The 18,855-nt window shown below is 73.0% G+C and carries 19 protein-coding genes; 10 read left to right on the forward strand and 9 right to left on the reverse strand.

Translation table 11 applies throughout. The annotated features are described in order from the left end of the window. Positions 1 to 46 precede the first annotated feature (46 nt). From O3X23_RS06685 to O3X23_RS06695, 3 genes are read left to right on the forward strand one after another with little or no spacing between them, the layout of a single operon-like run. Positions 47 to 931 carry an ABC transporter permease gene (locus tag O3X23_RS06685; protein ID WP_269270375.1) on the forward strand — a complete coding sequence of 295 codons (885 nt, stop codon included), beginning with the start codon at positions 47 to 49 and terminating at the stop codon, positions 929 to 931. Beyond that, positions 928 to 1,731, forward strand: coding sequence for an ABC transporter ATP-binding protein (locus tag O3X23_RS06690; RefSeq protein WP_443047783.1), 804 nt, complete (start codon positions 928 to 930; stop codon positions 1,729 to 1,731). Before O3X23_RS06685 ends, O3X23_RS06690 begins: the two co-directional genes overlap by 4 nt. A gap of 55 nt (positions 1,732 to 1,786) precedes the next feature. Next, a complete protein-coding gene (locus O3X23_RS06695; RefSeq protein ID WP_269270211.1) occupies positions 1,787 to 4,522 on the forward strand; it encodes a fumarate reductase/succinate dehydrogenase flavoprotein subunit in 2,736 nt (911 codons plus the stop codon). A gap of 63 nt (positions 4,523 to 4,585) precedes the next feature. Here O3X23_RS06695 and O3X23_RS06700 read toward each other — a convergent pair whose 3' ends face one another. Both O3X23_RS06700 and O3X23_RS06705 read right to left on the reverse strand, forming a co-directional pair. Further along, complete coding sequence (locus O3X23_RS06700; RefSeq protein WP_269270213.1) at positions 4,586 to 6,607, reverse strand: M3 family metallopeptidase; 2,022 nt, start codon at positions 6,605 to 6,607, stop codon at positions 4,586 to 4,588. A 154-nt stretch (positions 6,608 to 6,761) separates the two neighbouring features. Beyond that, positions 6,762 to 7,010, reverse strand: coding sequence for a DUF5302 domain-containing protein (locus tag O3X23_RS06705; RefSeq protein WP_269270214.1), 249 nt, complete (start codon positions 7,008 to 7,010; stop codon positions 6,762 to 6,764). A 114-nt stretch (positions 7,011 to 7,124) separates the two neighbouring features. Between O3X23_RS06705 and O3X23_RS06710 the strand changes: the two genes are divergently transcribed. Further along, the gene (locus O3X23_RS06710; RefSeq protein ID WP_269270215.1) at positions 7,125 to 8,162 is read left to right on the forward strand and encodes a saccharopine dehydrogenase family protein; all 1,038 of its coding nucleotides are present in this window, start codon (positions 7,125 to 7,127) and stop codon (positions 8,160 to 8,162) included. Positions 8,163 to 8,181: 19 nt separating this feature from the next. Here O3X23_RS06710 and O3X23_RS06715 read toward each other — a convergent pair whose 3' ends face one another. The 4 genes from O3X23_RS06715 to O3X23_RS06730 all read right to left on the reverse strand — a co-directional run bounded on the left by O3X23_RS06715 (position 8,182) and on the right by O3X23_RS06730 (position 10,522). Continuing rightward, the gene (locus O3X23_RS06715) at positions 8,182 to 8,397 is read right to left on the reverse strand and encodes a DUF6126 family protein (protein WP_269270217.1); all 216 of its coding nucleotides are present in this window, start codon (positions 8,395 to 8,397) and stop codon (positions 8,182 to 8,184) included. Continuing rightward, a complete protein-coding gene (locus O3X23_RS06720; protein ID WP_269270218.1) occupies positions 8,394 to 9,020 on the reverse strand; it encodes a helix-turn-helix domain-containing protein in 627 nt (208 codons plus the stop codon). The genes O3X23_RS06715 and O3X23_RS06720 overlap by 4 nt, the downstream gene beginning before the upstream one ends. A 76-nt stretch (positions 9,021 to 9,096) precedes the next feature. Further along, the gene (locus O3X23_RS06725) at positions 9,097 to 10,119 is read right to left on the reverse strand and encodes a DUF6745 domain-containing protein (RefSeq protein ID WP_269270220.1); all 1,023 of its coding nucleotides are present in this window, start codon (positions 10,117 to 10,119) and stop codon (positions 9,097 to 9,099) included. A 76-nt stretch (positions 10,120 to 10,195) separates the two neighbouring features. Beyond that, positions 10,196 to 10,522 (reverse strand): hypothetical protein, encoded by a 327-nt coding sequence (locus O3X23_RS06730; RefSeq protein ID WP_269270221.1) that lies wholly within the window; start codon positions 10,520 to 10,522, stop codon positions 10,196 to 10,198. 159 nt (positions 10,523 to 10,681) lie between these two features. Between O3X23_RS06730 and O3X23_RS06735 the strand changes: the two genes are divergently transcribed. The 6 genes from O3X23_RS06735 to O3X23_RS06760 are packed head-to-tail and all read left to right on the forward strand — an operon-like array spanning position 10,682 to position 16,872. Continuing rightward, a complete protein-coding gene (locus O3X23_RS06735) occupies positions 10,682 to 11,638 on the forward strand; it encodes an STM4015 family protein (RefSeq protein WP_269270223.1) in 957 nt (318 codons plus the stop codon). Then, positions 11,635 to 12,591, forward strand: a complete 957-nt coding sequence (locus O3X23_RS06740) for an STM4015 family protein (RefSeq protein ID WP_269270224.1) — start codon at positions 11,635 to 11,637, stop codon at positions 12,589 to 12,591. Before O3X23_RS06735 ends, O3X23_RS06740 begins: the two co-directional genes overlap by 4 nt. Beyond that, positions 12,572 to 13,699 carry an STM4014 family protein gene (locus tag O3X23_RS06745; protein ID WP_269270226.1) on the forward strand — a complete coding sequence of 376 codons (1,128 nt, stop codon included), beginning with the start codon at positions 12,572 to 12,574 and terminating at the stop codon, positions 13,697 to 13,699. The genes O3X23_RS06740 and O3X23_RS06745 overlap by 20 nt, the downstream gene beginning before the upstream one ends. Positions 13,700 to 13,718: 19 nt before the next feature. Further along, positions 13,719 to 14,531: an STM4013/SEN3800 family hydrolase gene (locus tag O3X23_RS06750; RefSeq protein ID WP_269270377.1), complete on the forward strand. Its 813-nt coding sequence runs from the start codon at positions 13,719 to 13,721 to the stop codon at positions 14,529 to 14,531. A 20-nt stretch (positions 14,532 to 14,551) separates the two neighbouring features. Then, a complete protein-coding gene (locus O3X23_RS06755) occupies positions 14,552 to 15,937 on the forward strand; it encodes an STM4012 family radical SAM protein (protein ID WP_269270228.1) in 1,386 nt (461 codons plus the stop codon). Positions 15,938 to 15,975: 38 nt separating this feature from the next. Next, positions 15,976 to 16,872 carry an STM4011 family radical SAM protein gene (locus O3X23_RS06760; protein ID WP_269270378.1) on the forward strand — a complete coding sequence of 299 codons (897 nt, stop codon included), beginning with the start codon at positions 15,976 to 15,978 and terminating at the stop codon, positions 16,870 to 16,872. Here O3X23_RS06760 and O3X23_RS06765 read toward each other — a convergent pair. From O3X23_RS06765 to O3X23_RS06775, 3 genes are all read right to left on the reverse strand, one after another. Continuing rightward, the gene (locus O3X23_RS06765; RefSeq protein WP_269270229.1) at positions 16,845 to 17,651 is read right to left on the reverse strand and encodes an SAM-dependent methyltransferase; all 807 of its coding nucleotides are present in this window, start codon (positions 17,649 to 17,651) and stop codon (positions 16,845 to 16,847) included. The genes O3X23_RS06760 and O3X23_RS06765 overlap by 28 nt on opposite strands. An 85-nt stretch (positions 17,652 to 17,736) precedes the next feature. Continuing rightward, a complete protein-coding gene (locus tag O3X23_RS06770; RefSeq protein WP_269270231.1) occupies positions 17,737 to 17,970 on the reverse strand; it encodes a DUF397 domain-containing protein in 234 nt (77 codons plus the stop codon). Positions 17,971 to 17,973: 3 nt separating this feature from the next. Continuing rightward, the gene (locus O3X23_RS06775; protein WP_269270232.1) at positions 17,974 to 18,840 is read right to left on the reverse strand and encodes a helix-turn-helix domain-containing protein; all 867 of its coding nucleotides are present in this window, start codon (positions 18,838 to 18,840) and stop codon (positions 17,974 to 17,976) included. Between the last annotated feature and the right edge of the window lie 15 nt (positions 18,841 to 18,855).

Raw genomic sequence — 18,855 nt, forward strand, 5'->3', positions numbered from 1 at the left:
TACAACCGGCACGACGGCCGCCGCGACGCGACCGCGCTTCGCCCGTCTGCCGTGGGGCCGTTACTGCGTGCGCGCGGCGTCCCTGGCCGCGTTCCTCGGCCTGTGGCAGTTCCTCACCGCCCGGCGCGTGAACCTCTGGGTTCGCTTCGAGCAGTTGCCGACCGTCGTCCAGGTCGGCCGGGAGTTCGGCACCCGCCTGACGGGCGGCCCGTACTGGCAGGACCTCGGCGACAGCCTCGTGCGGATCGTCACCGGCTTCGCCCTCGCCGCCGTGCTCGGCGTGACGGTCGGCACCGCGATCGCCCGCTCGCGGGTCGCCCGCGACATCCTCGGCCCGGTGCTGGAGGTGCTGCGGCCGATCCCGGCGATCGCGCTGGTGCCCGTCGCGATCCTGCTGTTCCCGACCAACGAGCAGGGCATCGTCTTCATCACCTTCGCCGCCGCTTTCTTCCCGATCATGGTCAGCACCCGGCACGCGGTGCGGGCGCTGACCCCGGTGTGGGAGGAGGCCGTGCTCACCATGGGCGGCAGCCGGTGGCGGGTGCTCGCACAGGTGGTGCTCCCCGGGGCGCTGCCGGGCATTCTCGGGGGCCTGTCGGTGGGCATCGGGGTGTCGTGGATCTGCGTGATCTCCGCCGAGATGATCTCCGGCGAGTACGGGGTCGGCTACCGCACATGGCAGGACTACACGGTCGTGGACTACCCGGGCGTGCTGGTCGGCATGGCCACCATCGGCGTCCTGGGGTGGATCACCTCCGCCGCCGTGGAACTGCTCGGAAGGCGCGTCACGCGCTGGCTTCCGCGGACCGCGTCGGGTGACCGGGACCGGGCGGGCTACCGAACCCCCGGCGCGCCGAGGCGGGCGGTCCGAGCCGACCCCGCACCGCCGCAGCCCGAGCCCGAGCCCGCGAGCAGGAAGGTGCACCCGTGACCAGCACCCGCGTCACCCCCGTCGGCGCGCCCTCGCCGGCCGCACCGACCGTTCCGGCGCCGCCCGGGGTCCGGCTGACCCTCGACGACGCCACCATCGGCCGCTCCGGCCGGCCCGTCCTGGCCGGGCTCGACCTGGACATCGCCCCGGGCGAACTGCTCACGGTGGTCGGCCCGTCCGGCTGCGGCAAGTCCACGCTGCTGCGCACGCTCGCGGGCCTGCTGCCCGCCCTGGGCGGTCAGGTGGCGCAGGACGGCGTGCCGATCGGCCGGCCCGGCGCCGACCGGGCGCTGGTCTTCCAGGAGGACGGCCTGCTGCCCTGGCGGACGGTCCGCCGCAATGTCGAACTGCCGCTCGCGATCCGGCGGGTGGGGCGGGCGGAACGCCGTACCCGGGCGGCCGGCTGGCTCGAGCGCGTCGGGCTCACCGGCCGGGAGCAGGAGCTGCCCCACCGGCTCTCCGGCGGGCAGCGGCAGCGCGTCCAGCTGGCCCGCGCGCTGGCGGGCGAGCCGCGGGCGCTGCTGATGGACGAGCCGTTCGGCGCGCTGGACGCGCAGACCCGTTCCGGGATGCAGCAGTTGCTCGTCGAGGTGCTGCGCTCGTCGCGCGCCACCGTCGTCTTCGTCACGCACGACGTGGACGAGGCGGTGTTCCTCGGCGACCGGATCGCCCTGCTCGGGACGGACGCCGACCGTGCGGTCCGGCTCCTGGACGTCCCGCACCCGCGCGAACGTGCCGCCCACGGCGAGCCGGAAACCGTCGCGCTGCGCCGCGAGGTCCTGCAGTCCCTGGGCACCTGAACCGACGACCCCGCCGTACCCGAACCGCACCCGAACCGGCATGTGAAAGGCCCCCATGGACATCCCCGCACTCCACGACGCCGAGGAACTCCGCTGCGACGTCCTCGTCATCGGCGGTGGCACGGCCGGCACCATGGCGGCCCTGACCGCCGCAGAGAACGGCGCGTCCGTGCTGCTGCTGGAGAAGGCGCACGTCCGGCACTCGGGCGCGCTGGCGATGGGCATGGACGGCGTCAACAACGCCGTCATCCCGGGCAGCGCGGAACCCGACGACTACGTCGCGGAGATCACCCGCGCCAACGACGGCATCGTCAACCAGATCACCGTCCGCCAGACCGCCACCCTCGGCTTCGCCATGGTGCAGCGCCTCGAGCGCTACGGCGTGAAGTTCGAGAAGGACGAGCACGGCGAGTACGCGGTCCGGCAGGTGCACCGGTCGGGGAAGTACGTGCTGCCGATGCCCGAGGGCAAGGACGTCAAGAAGGTCCTGTACCGGGTGCTGCGGAGGCGCGAGATGCGCGAGCGGATCCGGATCGAGAACCGCGTCATGCCGGTGCGGGTGCTGACGTCCGGCGGGCGGGCGGTCGGGGCCGCCGGGTTCAACACCCGTACCGGGCAGTTCGTGACGGTCAGGGCGGGCGCGGTCATCCTGGCGACGGGCGCGTGCGGCCGGCTCGGCCTGCCCGCCAGCGGCTACTTGTACGGCACCTACGAGAACCCGACGAACGCGGGTGACGGCCACTCCATGGCGTACCACGCGGGCGCCGAGCTCAGCGGGATCGAGTGCTTCCAGATCAACCCGCTGATCAAGGACTACAACGGGCCGGCCTGCGCCTATGTCGCCAATCCGTTCGGCGGCTACCAGGTCAACCGGCACGGTGAGCGCTTCGTCGACTCCGACTACTGGTCGGGCCAGATGATGTCCGAGTTCGCCCGCGAGGTCGCCTCGGAGCGCGGGCCCGTCTACCTCAAGCTCAGTCATCTGCCCGAGGAGTCCGTGGCCGCGCTGGAGACGATCCTGCACACCACGGAACGGCCGACCCGCGGCACCTTCCACGCCGGGCGCGGACACGACTACCGCACCCATGACGTGGAGATGCACATCTCCGAGATCGGGCTGTGCGGCGGGCACTCCGCCTCCGGGGTGTGGGTCGACGAGCACGCCCGCACCACCGTCCCCGGGCTGTACGCGGCCGGTGACCTGGCCTGCGTGCCGCACAACTACATGATCGGGGCGTTCGTCTACGGCGATCTGGCCGGCGCCGACGCCGCCACCGCGCACGAGGTCTTCGAGGGCGAGCTGCCGGCCGGCCAGCTGCGGGACGCGCACGAGCTGGTCTACCGTCCGCTGCGCCACCCCGAGGGCCCGCCGCAGCCGCAGGTCGAGTACAAGCTGCGCCGGTTCGTCAACGATTACGTCGCCCCGCCCAAGAGCGGCGCGCGGCTGTCGCTCGCGGTGGAGACGTTCCAGCGGATGCGCGGTGACATCGCGTCGATGGGGGCCCGCACCCCGCACGAGCTGATGCGCTGCGTGGAGGTGTCGTTCATCCGCGACTGCGCGGAGATGGCGGCCCGCTCCTCGCTGGCGCGCACCGAGAGCCGCTGGGGGCTCTACCACGAGCGCACCGACCATCCCGTGCGCGACGACGCCGACTGGCTGCACCACCTCAACCTGCGCAAGGGCACACGCGGCGAGATGGAGTTCCTGACCCGGCCGGTCGCCCCCTACCTCGTGCCGGTGGACGGCTTCGAGCCGGACGGCGACCGGGCGGTGAGGGTGATCGGCGAGGTGCACCCGGAGCAGGTGGCCACGGCGGGACCGCGCGACGTGGCACCGGTCGGCTCGGGGGCCGAGCTCTTCCGCCCCACCGGGACGGCAGCCGTCACCCCGGCGGCCGGCGCAGGGTCGCCGCGGATCCTGGACCTGCTCGCGCTGGCCGAGGCGCAGCCCGGCCTGTCCGACATCGAGCCGTATCTGGTGGACCCCGATCCCGCCGTGCGGCGGACGGCCGTCACCACGCTGACCGAGACGTCGCCCGACGGCACCGGACCCGCTCTGGCGCGTGCGCTGGCCGACCCCGACGCGGGGGTGCGGGAGGCGGCCGCCGCGTCGCTGCTGGAACTGGTCGAGGTGCTGCCGGGCGACGAAGCCCTGCGGACACCGCTGGTGGACGCCCTGGGCGTGGATGATCCGCGGGCGAGGGCGGCCGCCCTGTACGTCCTGCGGGCGCTGCGGCTGGGCGACGCGGCGCTGTTCGGCGGCACGCTGGACGATCCGGACATCGAGGTGCGGATCGAGACCGTCCGTGCCCTGCTGTCGGTCGACGCCGTCGACCTCCTGGCGCGGGCCGCCGCCGACCCCTCCCGCGAGGTGCGGGTCGCGGTGGCCAAGGGGCTGGGGACGGTCGACGGCGGGCTGCCCGCGCTGAAGGGGCTGATCCAGGACGGGGACGTGCTGGTGCGGGCCGCCGCGCTGGAGGCGCTGGCGGGCGCCGGCTGCCCGCCGCCGCTGGACTCCGCGGCGGCCGCCGCCCTCGACGACCCGGCCTGGCAGGTCCGCCGGGGCGCCGCCGCCGCGCTGGGCGCCGCGGATCCCGGGTTCGCGCTGCCCGCCCTGCTGGCCGCCGTGCGCGACCCGCACGCCGACGTCCGCAAGGCCGTCGTCCTCGCGCTGCTCCCGCACGGCGGCGCGTCGGGGCCGGTCCGTGAGGCGCTGGCCGCCGCCGCGGACGACACCGACGCCGACGTCCGCGCCTACGCCCGGCGGGCGCTGGAACCGGCGGCCGGCTGAGCGCGTGGCCCTTCCCCGGGGTGGCCGGCTGTCCCGGGGAAGGGCCGCGGCCGCCTGCCGGGGTCAGCCCTGCGTCAGTCCCCGGCGCTCCAGCAGCGGCTCGATCCGCGGTTCGCGGCCGCGGAAGTTGCGGTAGGTGGTGAGCGCGTCCACGCTGCCGCCCTTCGAGAGCAGTTCCCGCCGGAACGTGTCGCCGTTGGCCCGGCGCATGCCGCCGTTCTCCTCGAACCAGTCCACGGTGTCGGCGTCCAGGACCTCGCTCCAGATGTAGGAGTAGTAGCCCGCGCTGTAGCCGTTCGCGAAGTCGTGGGAGAAGTAGGCGGTGCGGTAGCGCGGCGGGATCGCGGGGACGTCGATCCCCGCCGCCTTGAGCGCGTCGGCCTCGAACGCCTGGGCGTCGCCCGGCTCGGTGCCGGCCCCGATGGTGTGCCAGGCCCAGTCGAGCAGGGTCGCACCGAGGTACTCGACGGTCCGGAAGCCCTGGCCGAACGTGTCGGCCTCCGCCATCCGCTCGACGAGCTCGGCGGGCATCGGCTCGCCCGTCTCGTGGTGCTTGGCGTAGTTGGCGAGCACCTCGGGCCGCAGCGCCCACATCTCGTTGACCTGCGACGGGTACTCGACGAAGTCCCTGGGCACCGCGGTCCCGGCGAAGAACGGGTAGCGGACGTCGGAGAACAGCCCGTGCAGGGCGTGCCCGAACTCGTGGAAGAGCGTGTTGACCTCGGCGAAGGTCAGCAGCGCCGGCTCGCCGGGGGCGGGCTTGGCGATGTTGAGGTTGTTCACCACGACCGGGCGGGTGCCGAGCAGTCCCGACTGGCCGACCAGCGCGTTCATCCAGGCCCCGCCGCGCTTGGAACCGCGGGCGAAGAGGTCGGCGAGGTACAGGCCCAGCGGCGTCCCGTCCTCCTCGAACACCTCGAAGACCCGCACGTCGGGGTGGTAGCCGACGAGGTCGGTGCGCTCCGTGAACCGCAGACCGTAGACCTGCTCCGCGGCGAAGAACACACCGTCGTGCAGGACCCGGTCCGCCTCGAAGTACGGGCGCATGACAGCGGCGTCGAAGTCGTACCGCTCCTTGCGCACCTGCTGCGAGCGGTACGCCCAGTCCCAGGCCTCGATGGCCCCGGTGTCGCTGACCTCGGCCAGCGTGGCGGCCTCCCGCTCCGCCATGGCGACGGCGGGCGGGACGAGCCGTCGCAGCATGCCGGTGACGGCCTCGGTGGTCCGCGCCGTCTGGTCGGCGACGACATAGGCGGCGTGGCTGTCGTACCCGAGCAGCGCGGCCCGCTCGGCGCGGAGCTTCGCCATGCGGACGGCGAGCTCGCCGTTGCTGTCGGCGGCGCGGCCCAGCGAGCGCTCCAGGAGCCGCTCGCGCACTTCGCGGTTGTCGAGGGAGGCGAGTTCGGACTGGTTGGAGAAGTTCTTCAGGCTGATGACGTACTTGCCGTCGTATCCGCGGGCCCGGCCGTTCTCGGCGGCGGCCGAGATGGCGTCCGGCGAGAGTCCGGCGAGGTCCTCCGGACCGTTCAGCACCAGGGCGGCGGCGCGGGTCTCGTCGAAGACGTTCTGCTGGAACGAGGTGGCGGCGCCGGCGAGCTCGGCGTTCAGCTCGCGCAGCCGCTGCTGATCCTGCGCGGAGAGCTGGGCGCCGGCGCGCAGGAAGGTGGTGTGGTACCGCTCCAGCAGCCGCAACGACTCGGCGTCCAGACCGAGTTCCGCACGGGCGTCGTACAGCGCCGCGACCCGCGCGAACAGCCCGGCGTCAAGGTGGATCGCGTCGCTGTGCGCGGCGAGCCGCGGAGTGAGCTGTGCTTCCAGTTCCTGCACGGCCGGGTTGGTGTCGGCCGAGGACTGGTTGAAGAACACGTTCCTGACGCGCCGCAGCAGGGCCCCGGAACGTTCCAGCGCCACGATGGTGTTCTCGAAGGTGGGCGGCTCCTGGCCGCTCGCCACCGCCGCGACCTCTTCGAGCTGCTCCGCGAGACCTCGCTCGAACGCCGGCAGGTAGTGCTCGTCGCGTATCTCGGCGAACGGCGGCAGCTCGTACGGAAGCGGGCTCGGGCTGAAGAATGGATTCGTCGTCACCCGCTCGACCCTACGCCGCGCCCCCTGGTCATCGCGGGGAACGAGGGGGATCGTCCGGACAGCCCTGTCAGGCACATCCCCGACAGCCGCCGGGCGGGCTCGGGACCACGAGCCCGCCCGGCGGCCGGGGACAAGGGGATACGGGTCGTACGGATCAGCCGCCGCTCTTGCGGCGGAACTCGCGCTGTCCGCCGGCTCGCCCGTGGGCACCGTGGATCTTCGAGCTGTCCGGTCCGCCGCCGGCGGCGGCAGCGCTCTTGTTGCCGCCGCGCTTGCGCTCCAGGGCTTCACGGAACTTGCGCTTGACCTCGTCCTCGGCCGGCTCGGCCGTGGCGGACGCGTCCGCAGTGTCGGGCACCTCGGTCGCCTCGGTCGCCTCGTGGTCTGATGCCTCGGCAGTCATGGGGGCCTCCTGGTCTCGTTCGGTTACGGGCCAAGCCTCGCATGCCCGGCCGGGTACGACACACTGCAATACCGGCGGCGCGACGCCGGACCGCTCTCCGGAAGGACGTGTTCGATGACCTGGATGCTGTACGGCGCCACCGGATATACCGGACGCCTGATCGCCCGGCGGGCGGCGGCTCGCGGTGAACGGGTCGTTCTGGCAGGTCGCAGCATCGCCAAGGTAGCGCCGCTGGCGGCGGAACTCGGCCTCGAACACCGGATTTTCGGCCTCTCCGACCCGGTCGCGCTGCGTCGCGGCCTGGAGGGCGTCGAGGCGGTCGCCCACTGCGCGGGACCGTTCTCGGCCACCGCCCTTCCCATGGCGCTCGCCTGCATCGAGACCGGCACGCACTACCTGGACATCACGGGCGAGATCGACGTCTTCGAGCAGCTCCACGGCCTCGACGAGCAGGCCCGCGCCGCCAAGGTCGTCCTGCTGCCGGGCGCCGGCTTCGATGTCGTGCCGACGGACTGCCTGGCTGCCACCGTCGCCGCAGCCCTGCCCGGCGCGAACCGTCTCGACCTGGCGATCCTGGTCGGCGGGAGCGCCAGTCCCGGCACCGCCAGGACCGCGCTCGAGGGGCTGCTCGACGGCGGGCGGGCCAGGATCAATGGCGCGATCAGCCCGGTGCCGATGGGCTGGCGACGGATCCGGGCGGCGTTCCCGTCGGGGCCGCGGATGGTCACCTCCATCCCGTGGGGTGACGTGAGCACCGCCTTCCATTCGACGGACATCCCCAACGTCACCACCTATATGCCGCTGCCGCCCGGCGCTGCCGCCTTCAGCAAGGTGATGCGGCTGCGACCGGTGCAGGCCCTGGCGCACGCCGCCGTCGGTGCCCTGGTGCGCGGGCCGGGCGAGAAGGCTTTGGCCGGAACGCGTTCCGAGGCATGGGCTCGGGCCAGTGATCCGGAGGGGCGCAGCGCACAGGCGACACTGACCCTGCCGAACAGCTACGAGCTGACCGTCGAGTCGGTGCTGCGGATCATGCCGCGGCTCTCCGGCCTGCCGCACGGGGCGCAGACGCCCTCCCGGGCCCTCGGCGCCGGCTTCATCACCGAGTTCAGCGGGGTCACGCTCACGGAGTCGGGGGCCAAGCGCGGCTGGTGACGCGGGAGGGACCGTCCCCTCAGTTGCCCTGCGCGCCCAGCACGAACAACAGCCAGATGAACGCGGCCAGCAGGTGGGCGACGACGACGTAGACCATGACCCGTAGGACCACGGCCCGCTCCTTGCGTCGCTCGGTGCCCTCGCTGGTGCGCAGCTCCGGGGCGAGCGGTTCGTGGCGCGGGCGGCCGGTGGCGCTGTTGATACCGGTGGCCTCAGGGCCGGCGGTGTCGGTCATGTCAGGCTCTCCGCTCTTTTCGTGGCCTTCGCGTCCTGCGGGGTGATGCAGAGGTTGGCTGCCTCGCTCTGCATGAGGGTGTGCAGAAAGAGCAGATCGACCCCTCCGGGGGAGGCGGCCGCGAGCCGGTGCGGCACCAGCGAGTCGAAGTGCGCCGCGTCCCCGGGATCCAGCACGTGCACGTTCTCCCCGAGGGAGAGCCGCAGCCGGCCCCCGGTGACGTACAGCCACTCCTCGCCGGGATGCACCCGGACCAGCCGGTCCTGCGCCTCGGGCGGTACGTGGACGCGCAGTGCCTGCATGGCCCGGCCGGTGCCGCCCGCCCGCCAGTACGTCCAGCCCCCGGCGGGCACCGGCTCCATACTGTCCGCGCGTACAATCGGTACGGGTTCGGCGGTCGTCTCCCCCAGCAGGTCCGAGACGGTCGTGCCGTACAGCCGGGCCAGCCCGAGCAGTACCGGAAGTGACGGTTGCCGGAGCCCGGTTTCCATCCGCGACAGGTGCGCGGGGGAGAGTTCGAGCCGCCGGGCGGCGGCTTCCAGCGTGAGGCCGGAACGGCGACGCTGTTCCTTGAGCCGAGGGGCCAGGACCAGCGCCTCTGCGGACGCGGTGTCGGTGTCCATGCCTCAAGAGAACCGCATCCTTGCCTCTCGGGCAATTAATTTGCCCGAGAGGCAAATCATCCGCGATTCTGCGGGCTCAGGTCTGCCGCTCGGGCGCGTAGCCCTCGGCGTCCAGACCGAAGGTCCAGGCCACGCCCTCCCGAGCCGTCCTGGTCCGCGGCGGGACCCGCAGCCAGTACGTCCGGTGGGTGCCGTCCGGCTCCGGGGTGGAATTGACCACCTCGACCATCACCACCGCCTCGTCGTCGGCCAGCTCGATCCGCCACAGGATCCCGGTCTCGTCGCGGGCCACCGGTCGGGCGCCGGACTCCGCCAGGTAGCGGTCGTACCCGTAGTACTCCAGCATCACCCGGCGCAGCTCGGCGTTCTCCTCGCTTCGTATCCGGGCCGGGGTGAGGCCCGCGAGGCCGGCGAGGAACGCGGCGGGCACCGGCATCCCACGCCAGGCATACAGGGCGAAGCCGTCGGGGAAGGCGAGGGCCGGCCCGTCACCCCGGTCCAGCCGGCCCGCCTCGTCCCGGTGCAGCTCCACCGGCCGCTCCGCTATCACCACCACCCGCTCGTAAGGCCACCACCAGCCGGCGGAGCGGGCCACCGCCGAGACGCCCTCCAGCGTCCCGGCCTCCTCGTCGAAAGCCGCCAGCCAGGCCGCGTCCTGCTGCCCGAGCACCGCGTCCAGCAGCACCAGGCGGACGGCCGCCGCGTCCTCGGGCTCCTCGGCGAGCGCCTCCACCACACCCGCGCGGATCCGGTCGGCGAGCGAAGCCGTCGAGTCCCACAGCTGTCCCCCGGTCAGCGCCCACCGCTCGGCCCAGCCCGCGGGGCCGAGCGCGGCGTGGCGGCGCTGCCGCTCCGCGGCCCACGGCCGCGTCCGCACCGCGTCCCGGACGCAGCGCCCCGTGCCGTCCGCCGCCGCCAGCCGCATCGCGGTCGCGGCGGCCTCCAGCGGCGAACCGGTCCACACGATGCGCTCCGGCGCCGGCAGCCCGGCCTGCCAGTACGCGAGCTGTATCCCCGCCTCCGCCGCGGCGCGGTCCGCCGCCCCGGTCTCCGCCGCGACCGCCCGCCACCGCGCCGCCGTCTCCAATGCCGTCGTCATCTCGTCCGTCCCCGCCCCTCGTCCCCGGTCACTTGTCCGTCCCCCCGCCGCTCGCACGGCGCCGTTCCGCCCACCGTCAGTCCGCCACGACACGCACGGCGCCCGGCGCGTACTCGCGCTGACGCACCACCCGGAACCAGCCCTTGGGCAGCGGTATCGCGGCGTGCTCCTCGTGCACCACCCGCCCGCCGTCCGGGAGGTGCAGGAACGCGTCGCCGAACGGGCCCGGCTCACGGACCAGCGTGCCGGGCCCGACCACCGCGTGCGCGTGACCGGTCACCTCACCGAGCGCGAGCACCAGCCGCCCCCGTCCGTCCCGCGGCTGGCGCGCCAACGCCTCGACTCCGCGCGGCGGTTCCCCCGCCCCCAACGGCATGATCAACACGTCCCCCTGCCGGTACACAGCACGCTCCCCTCCGCCGTCCGCACCCTGCGGTCGCCGATGTCCAGAAGCTACGCCGCCGGTCTGACAACGCCCGCCGACCGCGATGTCAGAGCGGCTTGGTAGAACTCTTCTCAGATCAGCCGCCCGACCAGCCCGCCCGTGTCAGGAGACCGCGTCATGTCAGCCGTAGAGCATCTGCAGGAGTTGCACGGCCTGCCCGCCTTCGACTTCCCCGGGCCGGACAGCAAGGACGAGCTGCCCGCACCGGACGCCGTCGCCTGGCGGCTCACCGCGGACCCCTACGACGACGACTCCGACGAGGAGTTCGGGGATGTCTGGGACCGGTTCCTGGACACGGTCGACCCCTCCCGGGTGCGGGCGATCATCATCGGCCAGTGGGGCGAGGCCTACGAGGACGACTCGACGGGCATCGTCGAGGACCTCGTCGACGCCAAGGACCGGCTGACCGCGCTGGAGGCCGTGTTCATCGGCGACCTGGAACAGGAGCAGGCCGAGATCTCCTGGATCGAGCAGTCCGACGTCACCCCCGTCCTGGCCGCCTATCCGGAGCTGCGGGAATTCGGCGCCCGCGGCGGCACCGGCCTGCAGTTCCCCGCGGTGCGGCACGAGCACCTGCGCACCCTGACGTTCGAGGCCGGCGGGCTGCCCGCCGAGGTCGTCCGCGGCGTCGCGGCGAGTGAGCTGCCCGCGCTGGAATACCTGGAACTGTGGCTCGGCGTCGAGGAGTACAGCGGCACCGCCACCGTCGCCGACCTCGCCCCGATACTCGCCGGCGGCCGCTTCCCCGCCCTGCGCCACCTGGGCCTGCGCAACAGCGAGATCCAGGACGAGATCGCCGCCGCGATCGCCGCCGCCCCCGTCGTGGCCCGGCTCACCTCCCTGGACCTGTCCCTGGGCGTCCTCACCGACGAGGGTGCCACCGCGCTGCTGGAGGGCCAGCCGCTCACCCATCTGCAGTGGCTGGACCTGCACCACCACTTCGTCAGCGACCCGATCGCCCAGCGCCTGCAGGACACCCTGGTGCCCGCCGGCGTCGAGGTCGACCTGTCGGAACCGGGCCGCAGTTGGAACAACGACGGTGTCGTGCACCGCTTCACGGCGGTGGCGGAATGAGGGACACCTTCGCCGGTCTGCCGGTCCACACCCTGAGCCGGCAGAACGCCAAGGCCGGTGCGCCTTCTGCCCTGCCGGCCGCGGACAGCGTCGCCTGGGGGCTGGACCTCGGCTACGGCAGTGAGGTCACGTTCCCCGAGCTGTGGCGCACGTTCCTGGACACGGTCGACACCGAGCACGTCACCGCCCTGGTGATCGGCGCCTGGTGGGAGAGCGACTACTCGAGCCTGGGCCCGGTGGTGGAGCTGATCACCGCCGACGCGGCCCGGCTGCCCGGCCTGCGCGCGCTGTTCCTCGCCGACGTCGAAGGCGAGTCCTGCGAGATCTCCTGGCTGATGATGGCCGACGTCACCCCCGTGCTGAAGGCCTTCCCGCTCCTGGAGGAACTGGGGGTGCGCGGCGGCAACACCCGGGAGGACGCCCTGGTCCTGGCGCCGGTGCGGCACACGGCGCTGCGCGTGCTGCGGTTCGAGTCCGGTGGCCTGCCGGGCGGCGTCGTGCGCGCCGTGGCCACGAGTGAACTCCCCGCCCTGGAACACCTGGAGCTGTGGCTGGGGGTGGAAGGGTACGGCGGGGACTCCACGGTCGCCGACCTCGCCCCGATCCTGGCCGGCGGCCGCTTCCCCGCCCTGCGCCACCTCGGTCTGCAGAACAGCGAACTGCAGGACGAGATCGCCGCGGCCGTGGCCACCGCCCCGGTCGTCGCCCAGCTCACGTCCCTCGACCTCTCCATGGGCATACTCAGCGACGTGGGCGCCGCCGCCCTGCTCGGCGGCCAGCCGCTCACCCACCTGACCCGTCTCGACCTGAGCCACCACTACCTCAGTGACGCGTTCATGGCGCGGATCAGCGAGGAACTGGGCGCCGCCGGGGTGCTCGTGGACGTCTCCGATCAGGAGAGTCCCGATGTGGACGAGGACGAGGAGTGGCGCTATGTCGCCGTCTCCGAGTAGCGCCGCCGTCCGCTTCGCCGTCGTCGGCAATCCCGGCAACCGCCGGGTGACGATGTTCACCGACGCCGTCCTCGCCGCCGGACTGCCCGCGCCCCGCATCGTGGCCTGGCGCGACGCGCTCCGCGGGACGTACGGGTTCGCCCCCGGCGAGCTCGTGCGCGTGGACTCCCCCGGTGAGGACCCGGAGGTCGACCGGGCGCTGCGCGGCGGCGGCGATCCGACCCGCGTCGAGGGCAGCGCCCTATGGTACCGGCGGTTCACCGACGCGGTCCTGGAGGTGGCACGGGCCGCGGCGGACGCCGGCGCGACGCTGCTCGGCGATCCGCGGGACATCGCCGTGCTGTTCGACAAACGGCGCTGCCACGCCCGGCTGCTGGCAGCCGGCGTTCCCGTACCGCCCGCGCTCACCGCGCCCGTGCGCGGCTGGGACGACCTCAAGGAGCGGTTGCGCGCGGCGCGCATGCCGCGCGCCTTCATCAAGCCCGCACACGGCTCCTCCGCGTCGGGCGTGATCGCCCTGGAGTTCGGCAGGCCCGGCCGGCTGCGGGCGACGACGTCGGTGGAGACGACCGCCGACGGCCGGCTGTTCAATTCGCTGCGCGTCCGGCGCTACGAGGTCGAGCGCGAGGTCGCCGCCCTGGTGGACGCGCTGGCCGGCGACGGGCTGCACGTGGAGCGCTGGCTGCCCAAGGCCGCACAGGCCGGCCGGGCCGCCGACCTGCGGGTCGTCGTCGTGGACGGCAGGGCGACCCACGCGGTGGTGCGCACCAGCCGCTCCCCGATGACCAACCTCCACCTCGGCGGCGCCCGTGGGGACCTCGCCGCGGCGCGCGCCGCCACCGAAGCGGCCGGACTGGGCTGGGACGCGGTGACGGGGATCGCCGAGCAGGCCGCGGCCTGCTTCCCCCGGACGCTCTGCGTCGGGGTCGACGTGCTGCCCGGCACCGGCTGGCGGCGCGTCGCGGTCGGCGAGGTCAACGCCTTCGGCGACCTGCTGCCGCGCCTGACCGGACTGCCGGGCAGCGGGGCCGAGGAGCAGGACACCTACGCCGCCCAGGTCGCCGCCGTACTACGCAGGGAGCGCCACCGTGCCGCCGCAGCCGCTTGAGACGCTCGAGACGCTCGGGATGAACGAGATCGTGGGCAGCCACGACCTGCTGCTCGTCACCCTGGACACGCTGCGCTACGACGTGGCCCAGGAACTGGCGGCCGTGGGCCGGATACCGCACCTCGCCGCCCACCTGCCCGGCGGGGCCTGGGAGCGGCGGCATGCGCCGGGCAGCTTCACCTACGCCTCCCACCAGGCGATCTTCGCCGGTTTCCTGCCGACTCCGGCCACCCCGGGACCACACCCGCGGCTCTTCGCGGCCCGCTTCGCCGGCAGCGAGACGACGGCGGACGGCACCTACGTGTTCGACACCCCGGACCTGGTGTCCGGGCTCGCGGCGGACGGGTACCGGACGGTCTGCATCGGCGGCGTCGGCTTCTTCAACCAGCAGGCGCCGCTGGGTTCCGTGCTGCCCGGGATGTTCCAGGAGAGCCACTGGGAGCCGGAGTTCGGCGTGCCCTCCCCCACCTCCTTCGAGGCGCAGATCGACCGGGCCGAACAGGTCGTCGCCGGGCTCCCCGACGAGCAGCGGCTCTTCCTGTTCGTGAATGTCTCGGCCCTGCACCAGCCCAACTGGTTCCATCTGCCCGGCGCCACCCGCGAGGCGGGCGACTCCCGTGAGACGCACGCCGCCGCGCTGGAGTACGTGGACCGGCACATCGGCCGGCTGTTCGCGGCGGCGAGCAGCCGCCGGCCCTGCTTCGCGATCGTCTGCTCCGACCACGGCACCACGTACGGCGACGACGGCTTCACCGGCCACCGGCTCGGCCATGAGGCCGTCTGGACGGTCCCCTACGCCCACTTCTTCCTTGAGGCCGAGGCACAGCGATGAGCACGCCCACCCTGAGCACAATGACCATCGGGTCCGCGGCCGCAGCCGGCTCGCGCCCCTACGAGAGCTACGTCTACGCCTATCCGCACAAGACCGCGTACCGGGCGCTGGAGCCCCGCCCGCCGCTGCGTGACCTGTGGGCGGGGGAACCGGTGGGCGCGCTCTCCCTCTACGCCCACATACCGTTCTGCGAGGTGCGGTGCGGCTTCTGCAACCTCTTCACCCGCATCGGCGCCCCAGAAGGGCTGACCACCGCCTATCTCGACGCTCTGGAGCGCCAGGCGGGCGCGGTCCGCGAAGCGCTCGACGCGTCCGGCGGCGAACCGCGCTTCGCGGCAGCGGCCTTCGGCGGCGGGACGCCGACATTCCTGACCGCCGCCGAGCTGGAGCGGCTCTGCGACATCGCCGAGCTGCGCATGGGCGCGGACCTGCGGGCGATCCCGCTGTCGGTCGAGGCGTCGCCCGCCACGGCGACCGCCGACCGGCTGAAGGTCCTCGCCGACCGCGGCACCACCCGCCTCAGCCTGGGCGTGCAGAGCTTCGACGACACCGAGGCGCGCGCGGCGGTCCGCCCGCAGCGGCGCGCGGACGTCGAGGCGGCGCTGTCCCGGATCCGCGACGCCCGCATCCCCGTCCTCAACATCGACCTGATCTACGGCATCGACGGCCAGAGCGAGCGCAGTTGGCAGCGGTCGCTGGACGCGGCCCTGGCCTGGCAGCCGGAGGAGCTGTACCTCTACCCGCTCTACGTCCGCCCCCTGACCGGCCTCGGCCGCCTCGGCGCACACGCGGACCCGGCCGACGCCGACCGAACGGACACCGACGCGGCGTGGGACGAGCAGCGGCTGCGCCTCTACCGCTTCGGCCGGGACCACCTCCTGGCCCAGGGCTACGAGCAGGTGTCGATGCGGATGTTCCGGCGCCCGGGCGCCCCCGCCACCGGCGGGGAGGACTACGTGTGCCAGACCGACGGCATGATCGGCCTCGGCTGCGGCGCCCGCTCGTATACCTCCGCGCTGCACTACTCGTTCGACTACGCGGTGGGCATGAGCGAGATCCGGTCGATCATCGACGACTACACCGCCCGCTCCGCCCGGGAGTTCGCGTTCGCCGACTTCGGCCGGTGGATGGACGGGGACGAGCCCCGCCGCCGCCATCTGCTGCAGTCGCTGCTCCAGGCCGAGGGCATGCCGGTGGCGGAGTACCGGGCCCGCTTCGGCGCCGGACCCGAGCAGGACTTCCCCGTCGTCCTGCGCCGGTTCGCCGACGCGGGGTGGCTCGACGGGGCGGCCGGCCCCGAGCGGCTGCGGCTGTCCGCGGAAGGCCTGGCGCACTCCGACGCGGTCGGCCCCGCCCTGTTCTCGGACCCCGTCCGCGCCCTCATGGCCGAATACGACGCGAAATGAGCACGCCCCCGGACCACCGGAACACCGCGCAGTCCCCGATGGACCTGTCGATCCTCTACCGCGGCCCGCTCGCGAGCTGCGACTACGACTGCCCCTACTGCCCGTTCGCCAAGCGGCGTGACAGCCGCGAGCAGTTGCGGGCCGACCGCGCCGCCCTGGAGCGGTTCGCCGGCTGGGCCGCGGAGCAGACCGGCGACCGGCTGTCGCTGCTCTTCACGCCCTGGGGTGAGGGCCTGGTGCGCTCCTGGTACCGGCGCACCCTCGCGGAGCTGAGTCAGCTGCCGCACATCCGGCGGGTGGCGATCCAGACCAACCTCAGCTGCCGCACCGACTGGCTCGAAGGGGCCGACCCCGGCACGCTCGCCCTCTGGTGCACCTACCACCCCGGTCAGACCCCGTACGAACGCTTCCTCGCCAAGTGCCGTGACCTGGCGGACCGTTCGATCCGGTTCAGCGTGGGTGTCGTCGGCCTCCCCGGCCACCTCGCGGAGGCCCGGCGGCTGCGCGCCGACCTCCCCGCCCACGTCTACCTGTGGATCAACGCGGCCGAGGGCCACACGTACACCGACGCCGAAGCGGACGTCTGGACGGCCGTCGACCCGCTCTTCCCCTACAGCCGCCACCCGCACCGCAGCGCGGGACTGCCCTGCCGCACCGGAGAGTCGGTGATCTCGGTCGACGGCGAAGGCATCGTCCGCCGCTGCCACTTCGTCCCCGCCGAGCTGGGCAATCTCTACGACGGCTCGTACCGGGGGGCGCTGCGGCCGCGGGCGTGCCCGCTCGCCGCCTGCGAGTGCCACATCGGCTACGTCCACCTGGAGTCGCTGCCGCTGTACGACACCTTCGCGGGCGGCGTGCTGGAACGGATTCCGGCAGCCGCCCCGAGCGCCCTGACCCTCGTCCCCGTTCAGCCCTTGCGGCCGACCCCGCCGTAGAAGCCGATCCGGCTGAGCTCCGCCGGCTCCGGGAGCGCGGTGTCCGGGCGCCACAGGGGCACCTGCACCAGGCCCGGTTCCAGGAGCGTGAAGCCGTCGAAGAACGGCTCGATCTCCTTGTGCGGACGTACGTTCATCGTCGCGGTGGCCTTGTTGTAGATCTTGCTGACCTCGGGGAAGCTGCCGCCGTGGAAGTCGGCCGTGGCGTGCGACAGCACCAGGTAGCTGCCGTCCGGCAGCGCGTCGCGCAGGGTGGCGACGATGGCGGCCGGGTCCTCCGCGTCGGTGATGAAGTGCAGTACGGCCACCAGGAGCACCGCGACCGGCTGGTCGAAGTCGATCAGCTCGCTGATGGTCGGGTGGTCCAGGATGTTGCGCGGCTCGCGCACGTCGGCCAGGAAGAAGCCGGTGTTGCCGGAGCCGGTCAGCCGGGCTCCGGCGTGGGTCGCGACGATGGGGTCGTTGTCGACGTAGGCGACGCGCACATCGGCGGAGGCGGCCTGCGCGACCTCGTGGGTGTTGGGCGAGGTGGGGATGCCGGTGCCGATGTCGATGATCTGGCGGATGCCGTTGTCCACCAGGAAGCCGACGGCCCGCCGGAGGAAGTCCCGGTTGGCGCGCGCGCTGGGAATGATGTCGGGGACGACGTCGATGACGCGCTGCGCGGCCTCCCGGTCGACCTCGTAGTTGTCCCAGCCTCCGAGGTAGAAGTCGTACATCCGGGCGGGGTGGGGCCGGCCCGTGTCTATCTGCTCCGCGGGGAATCCCTGGTCGGTCACGCCGTCCTCCGGTTCGGTTCTCTTCGCTCGGCCGCGGCAGCGGCGGTGCGCACAGCGGTCACGTCTGTCGGGCAGCGCACGACCGTCACAGCAGGAAGTCCGCTTGGCCGGCCTTCGCGCCCTGGATGAACGTGGTGATCTCAAGATTGGTGTAGATCAGCGCCGGGCCGTCGGGGTCGGTGGACTGGCGCAGTGCCACCCGGCCGTCGTTCAGCTTCTTGGCCTCGACGCAACTGCCGCCGTTGCCGCCGCTCCACGGCTTGCTCCAGCCCTCGCGACCGAGGTCCTTCGCGGGCATGCCGTTGTATATGCGACCCATGGGTCAGATCTCCTTGCGAATGCCACCGAGGATGGCCTTGGTGCTCTGTGCCGGCGCGGCCTGCGCGCACATCCGGTCCAGCGCCTCCAGGAAGGCCGACACGTCGTCGCGTTCGTCGAAGTACGCGCCGCCGATCAGGCTCTCCGTGTAGGCGATGTCCGGTAGTTCCTGGATCTCGAAGCGGAAGATGTGGAAGGGCCCGTACATCGCGGGGTGCGGGCCTGCCGTGAACGGCATGATCTGGAGCCGGACGTTGGGCATCGCCGTGACCTCGGCCAGGTGCGCGATCTGGGCGCGCATGACGTCCACCCCGCCGATGGGGCGGCGCAGCACCGTTTCGTCCATCACGACCCACAGCAGGGGCGCCTTGTCCCGCGTGAGCAGCGCCTGACGCTCCAGCCGCAGGGCCACCAGGCGGTCGATCTCCTCGACGGAGGCGTGCGGCAGTCCGGCCCACAGCACCGCGCGCGCGTACTCCTCGGTCTGCAGGAGGCCGGGCACGTAGTGCGGCTCGTAGGCGCGGATGATGCTGGCCTCGCCCTCCAGGCTCACGAACGCGCTGAACCACTCCGGCAGGACGTCACGGAAGCGGTGCCACCAGCCGGGCCGGTTCGCCTCGCGCGCGAGCGCGAGGAAGCCGTTGACCTCGCTGGGAGAGGTGACCCCGTAGGTCAGGAGAAGCTTCTCGACGTAGGGCGGTTTCAGGCCGACCTCGGCCTTCTCCATCCTGCGGATCGTGGCGTGAGTGACATCGAGAGCCAGGCCGGCCTGCTCGTAGGAGAGGCCCGCCTTCTCCCGCAGGTCCTGGAGCCGTTTGCCGAGCACTACCCGCAGTACGGTCGGGGCACCTCCCGGCCGTGCTTCCGCCACGAGTCTCCTCCTCCA

It is taken from the genome of Streptomyces sp. H39-S7 (assembly GCF_027158205.1).
GTDB lineage: Bacteria > Actinomycetota > Actinomycetes > Streptomycetales > Streptomycetaceae > Actinacidiphila.

Excerpts from the sequence above, each read along its gene's own strand:
- O3X23_RS06745 (WP_269270226.1), top strand. The coding sequence starts at position 12,572 with ATGTCGCCGTCTCCGAGTAGCGCCGCCGTCCGCTTCGCCGTCGTCGGC.
- O3X23_RS06710 (WP_269270215.1), top strand. The coding sequence starts at position 7,125 with ATGACCTGGATGCTGTACGGCGCCACCGGATATACCGGACGCCTGATC.
- O3X23_RS06735 (WP_269270223.1), top strand. The coding sequence starts at position 10,682 with ATGTCAGCCGTAGAGCATCTGCAGGAGTTGCACGGCCTGCCCGCCTTC.
- O3X23_RS06725 (WP_269270220.1), bottom strand. The coding sequence starts at position 10,119 with ATGACGACGGCATTGGAGACGGCGGCGCGGTGGCGGGCGGTCGCGGCG.
- O3X23_RS06760 (WP_269270378.1), top strand. The coding sequence starts at position 15,976 with ATGGACCTGTCGATCCTCTACCGCGGCCCGCTCGCGAGCTGCGACTAC.
- O3X23_RS06715 (WP_269270217.1), bottom strand. The coding sequence starts at position 8,397 with ATGACCGACACCGCCGGCCCTGAGGCCACCGGTATCAACAGCGCCACC.
- O3X23_RS06740 (WP_269270224.1), top strand. The coding sequence starts at position 11,635 with ATGAGGGACACCTTCGCCGGTCTGCCGGTCCACACCCTGAGCCGGCAG.
- O3X23_RS06695 (WP_269270211.1), top strand. The coding sequence starts at position 1,787 with ATGGACATCCCCGCACTCCACGACGCCGAGGAACTCCGCTGCGACGTC.
- O3X23_RS06770 (WP_269270231.1), bottom strand. The coding sequence starts at position 17,970 with ATGGGTCGCATATACAACGGCATGCCCGCGAAGGACCTCGGTCGCGAG.
- O3X23_RS06750 (WP_269270377.1), top strand. The coding sequence starts at position 13,719 with ATGAACGAGATCGTGGGCAGCCACGACCTGCTGCTCGTCACCCTGGAC.
- O3X23_RS06755 (WP_269270228.1), top strand. The coding sequence starts at position 14,552 with ATGACCATCGGGTCCGCGGCCGCAGCCGGCTCGCGCCCCTACGAGAGC.
- O3X23_RS06705 (WP_269270214.1), bottom strand. The coding sequence starts at position 7,010 with ATGACTGCCGAGGCATCAGACCACGAGGCGACCGAGGCGACCGAGGTG.
- O3X23_RS06720 (WP_269270218.1), bottom strand. The coding sequence starts at position 9,020 with ATGGACACCGACACCGCGTCCGCAGAGGCGCTGGTCCTGGCCCCTCGG.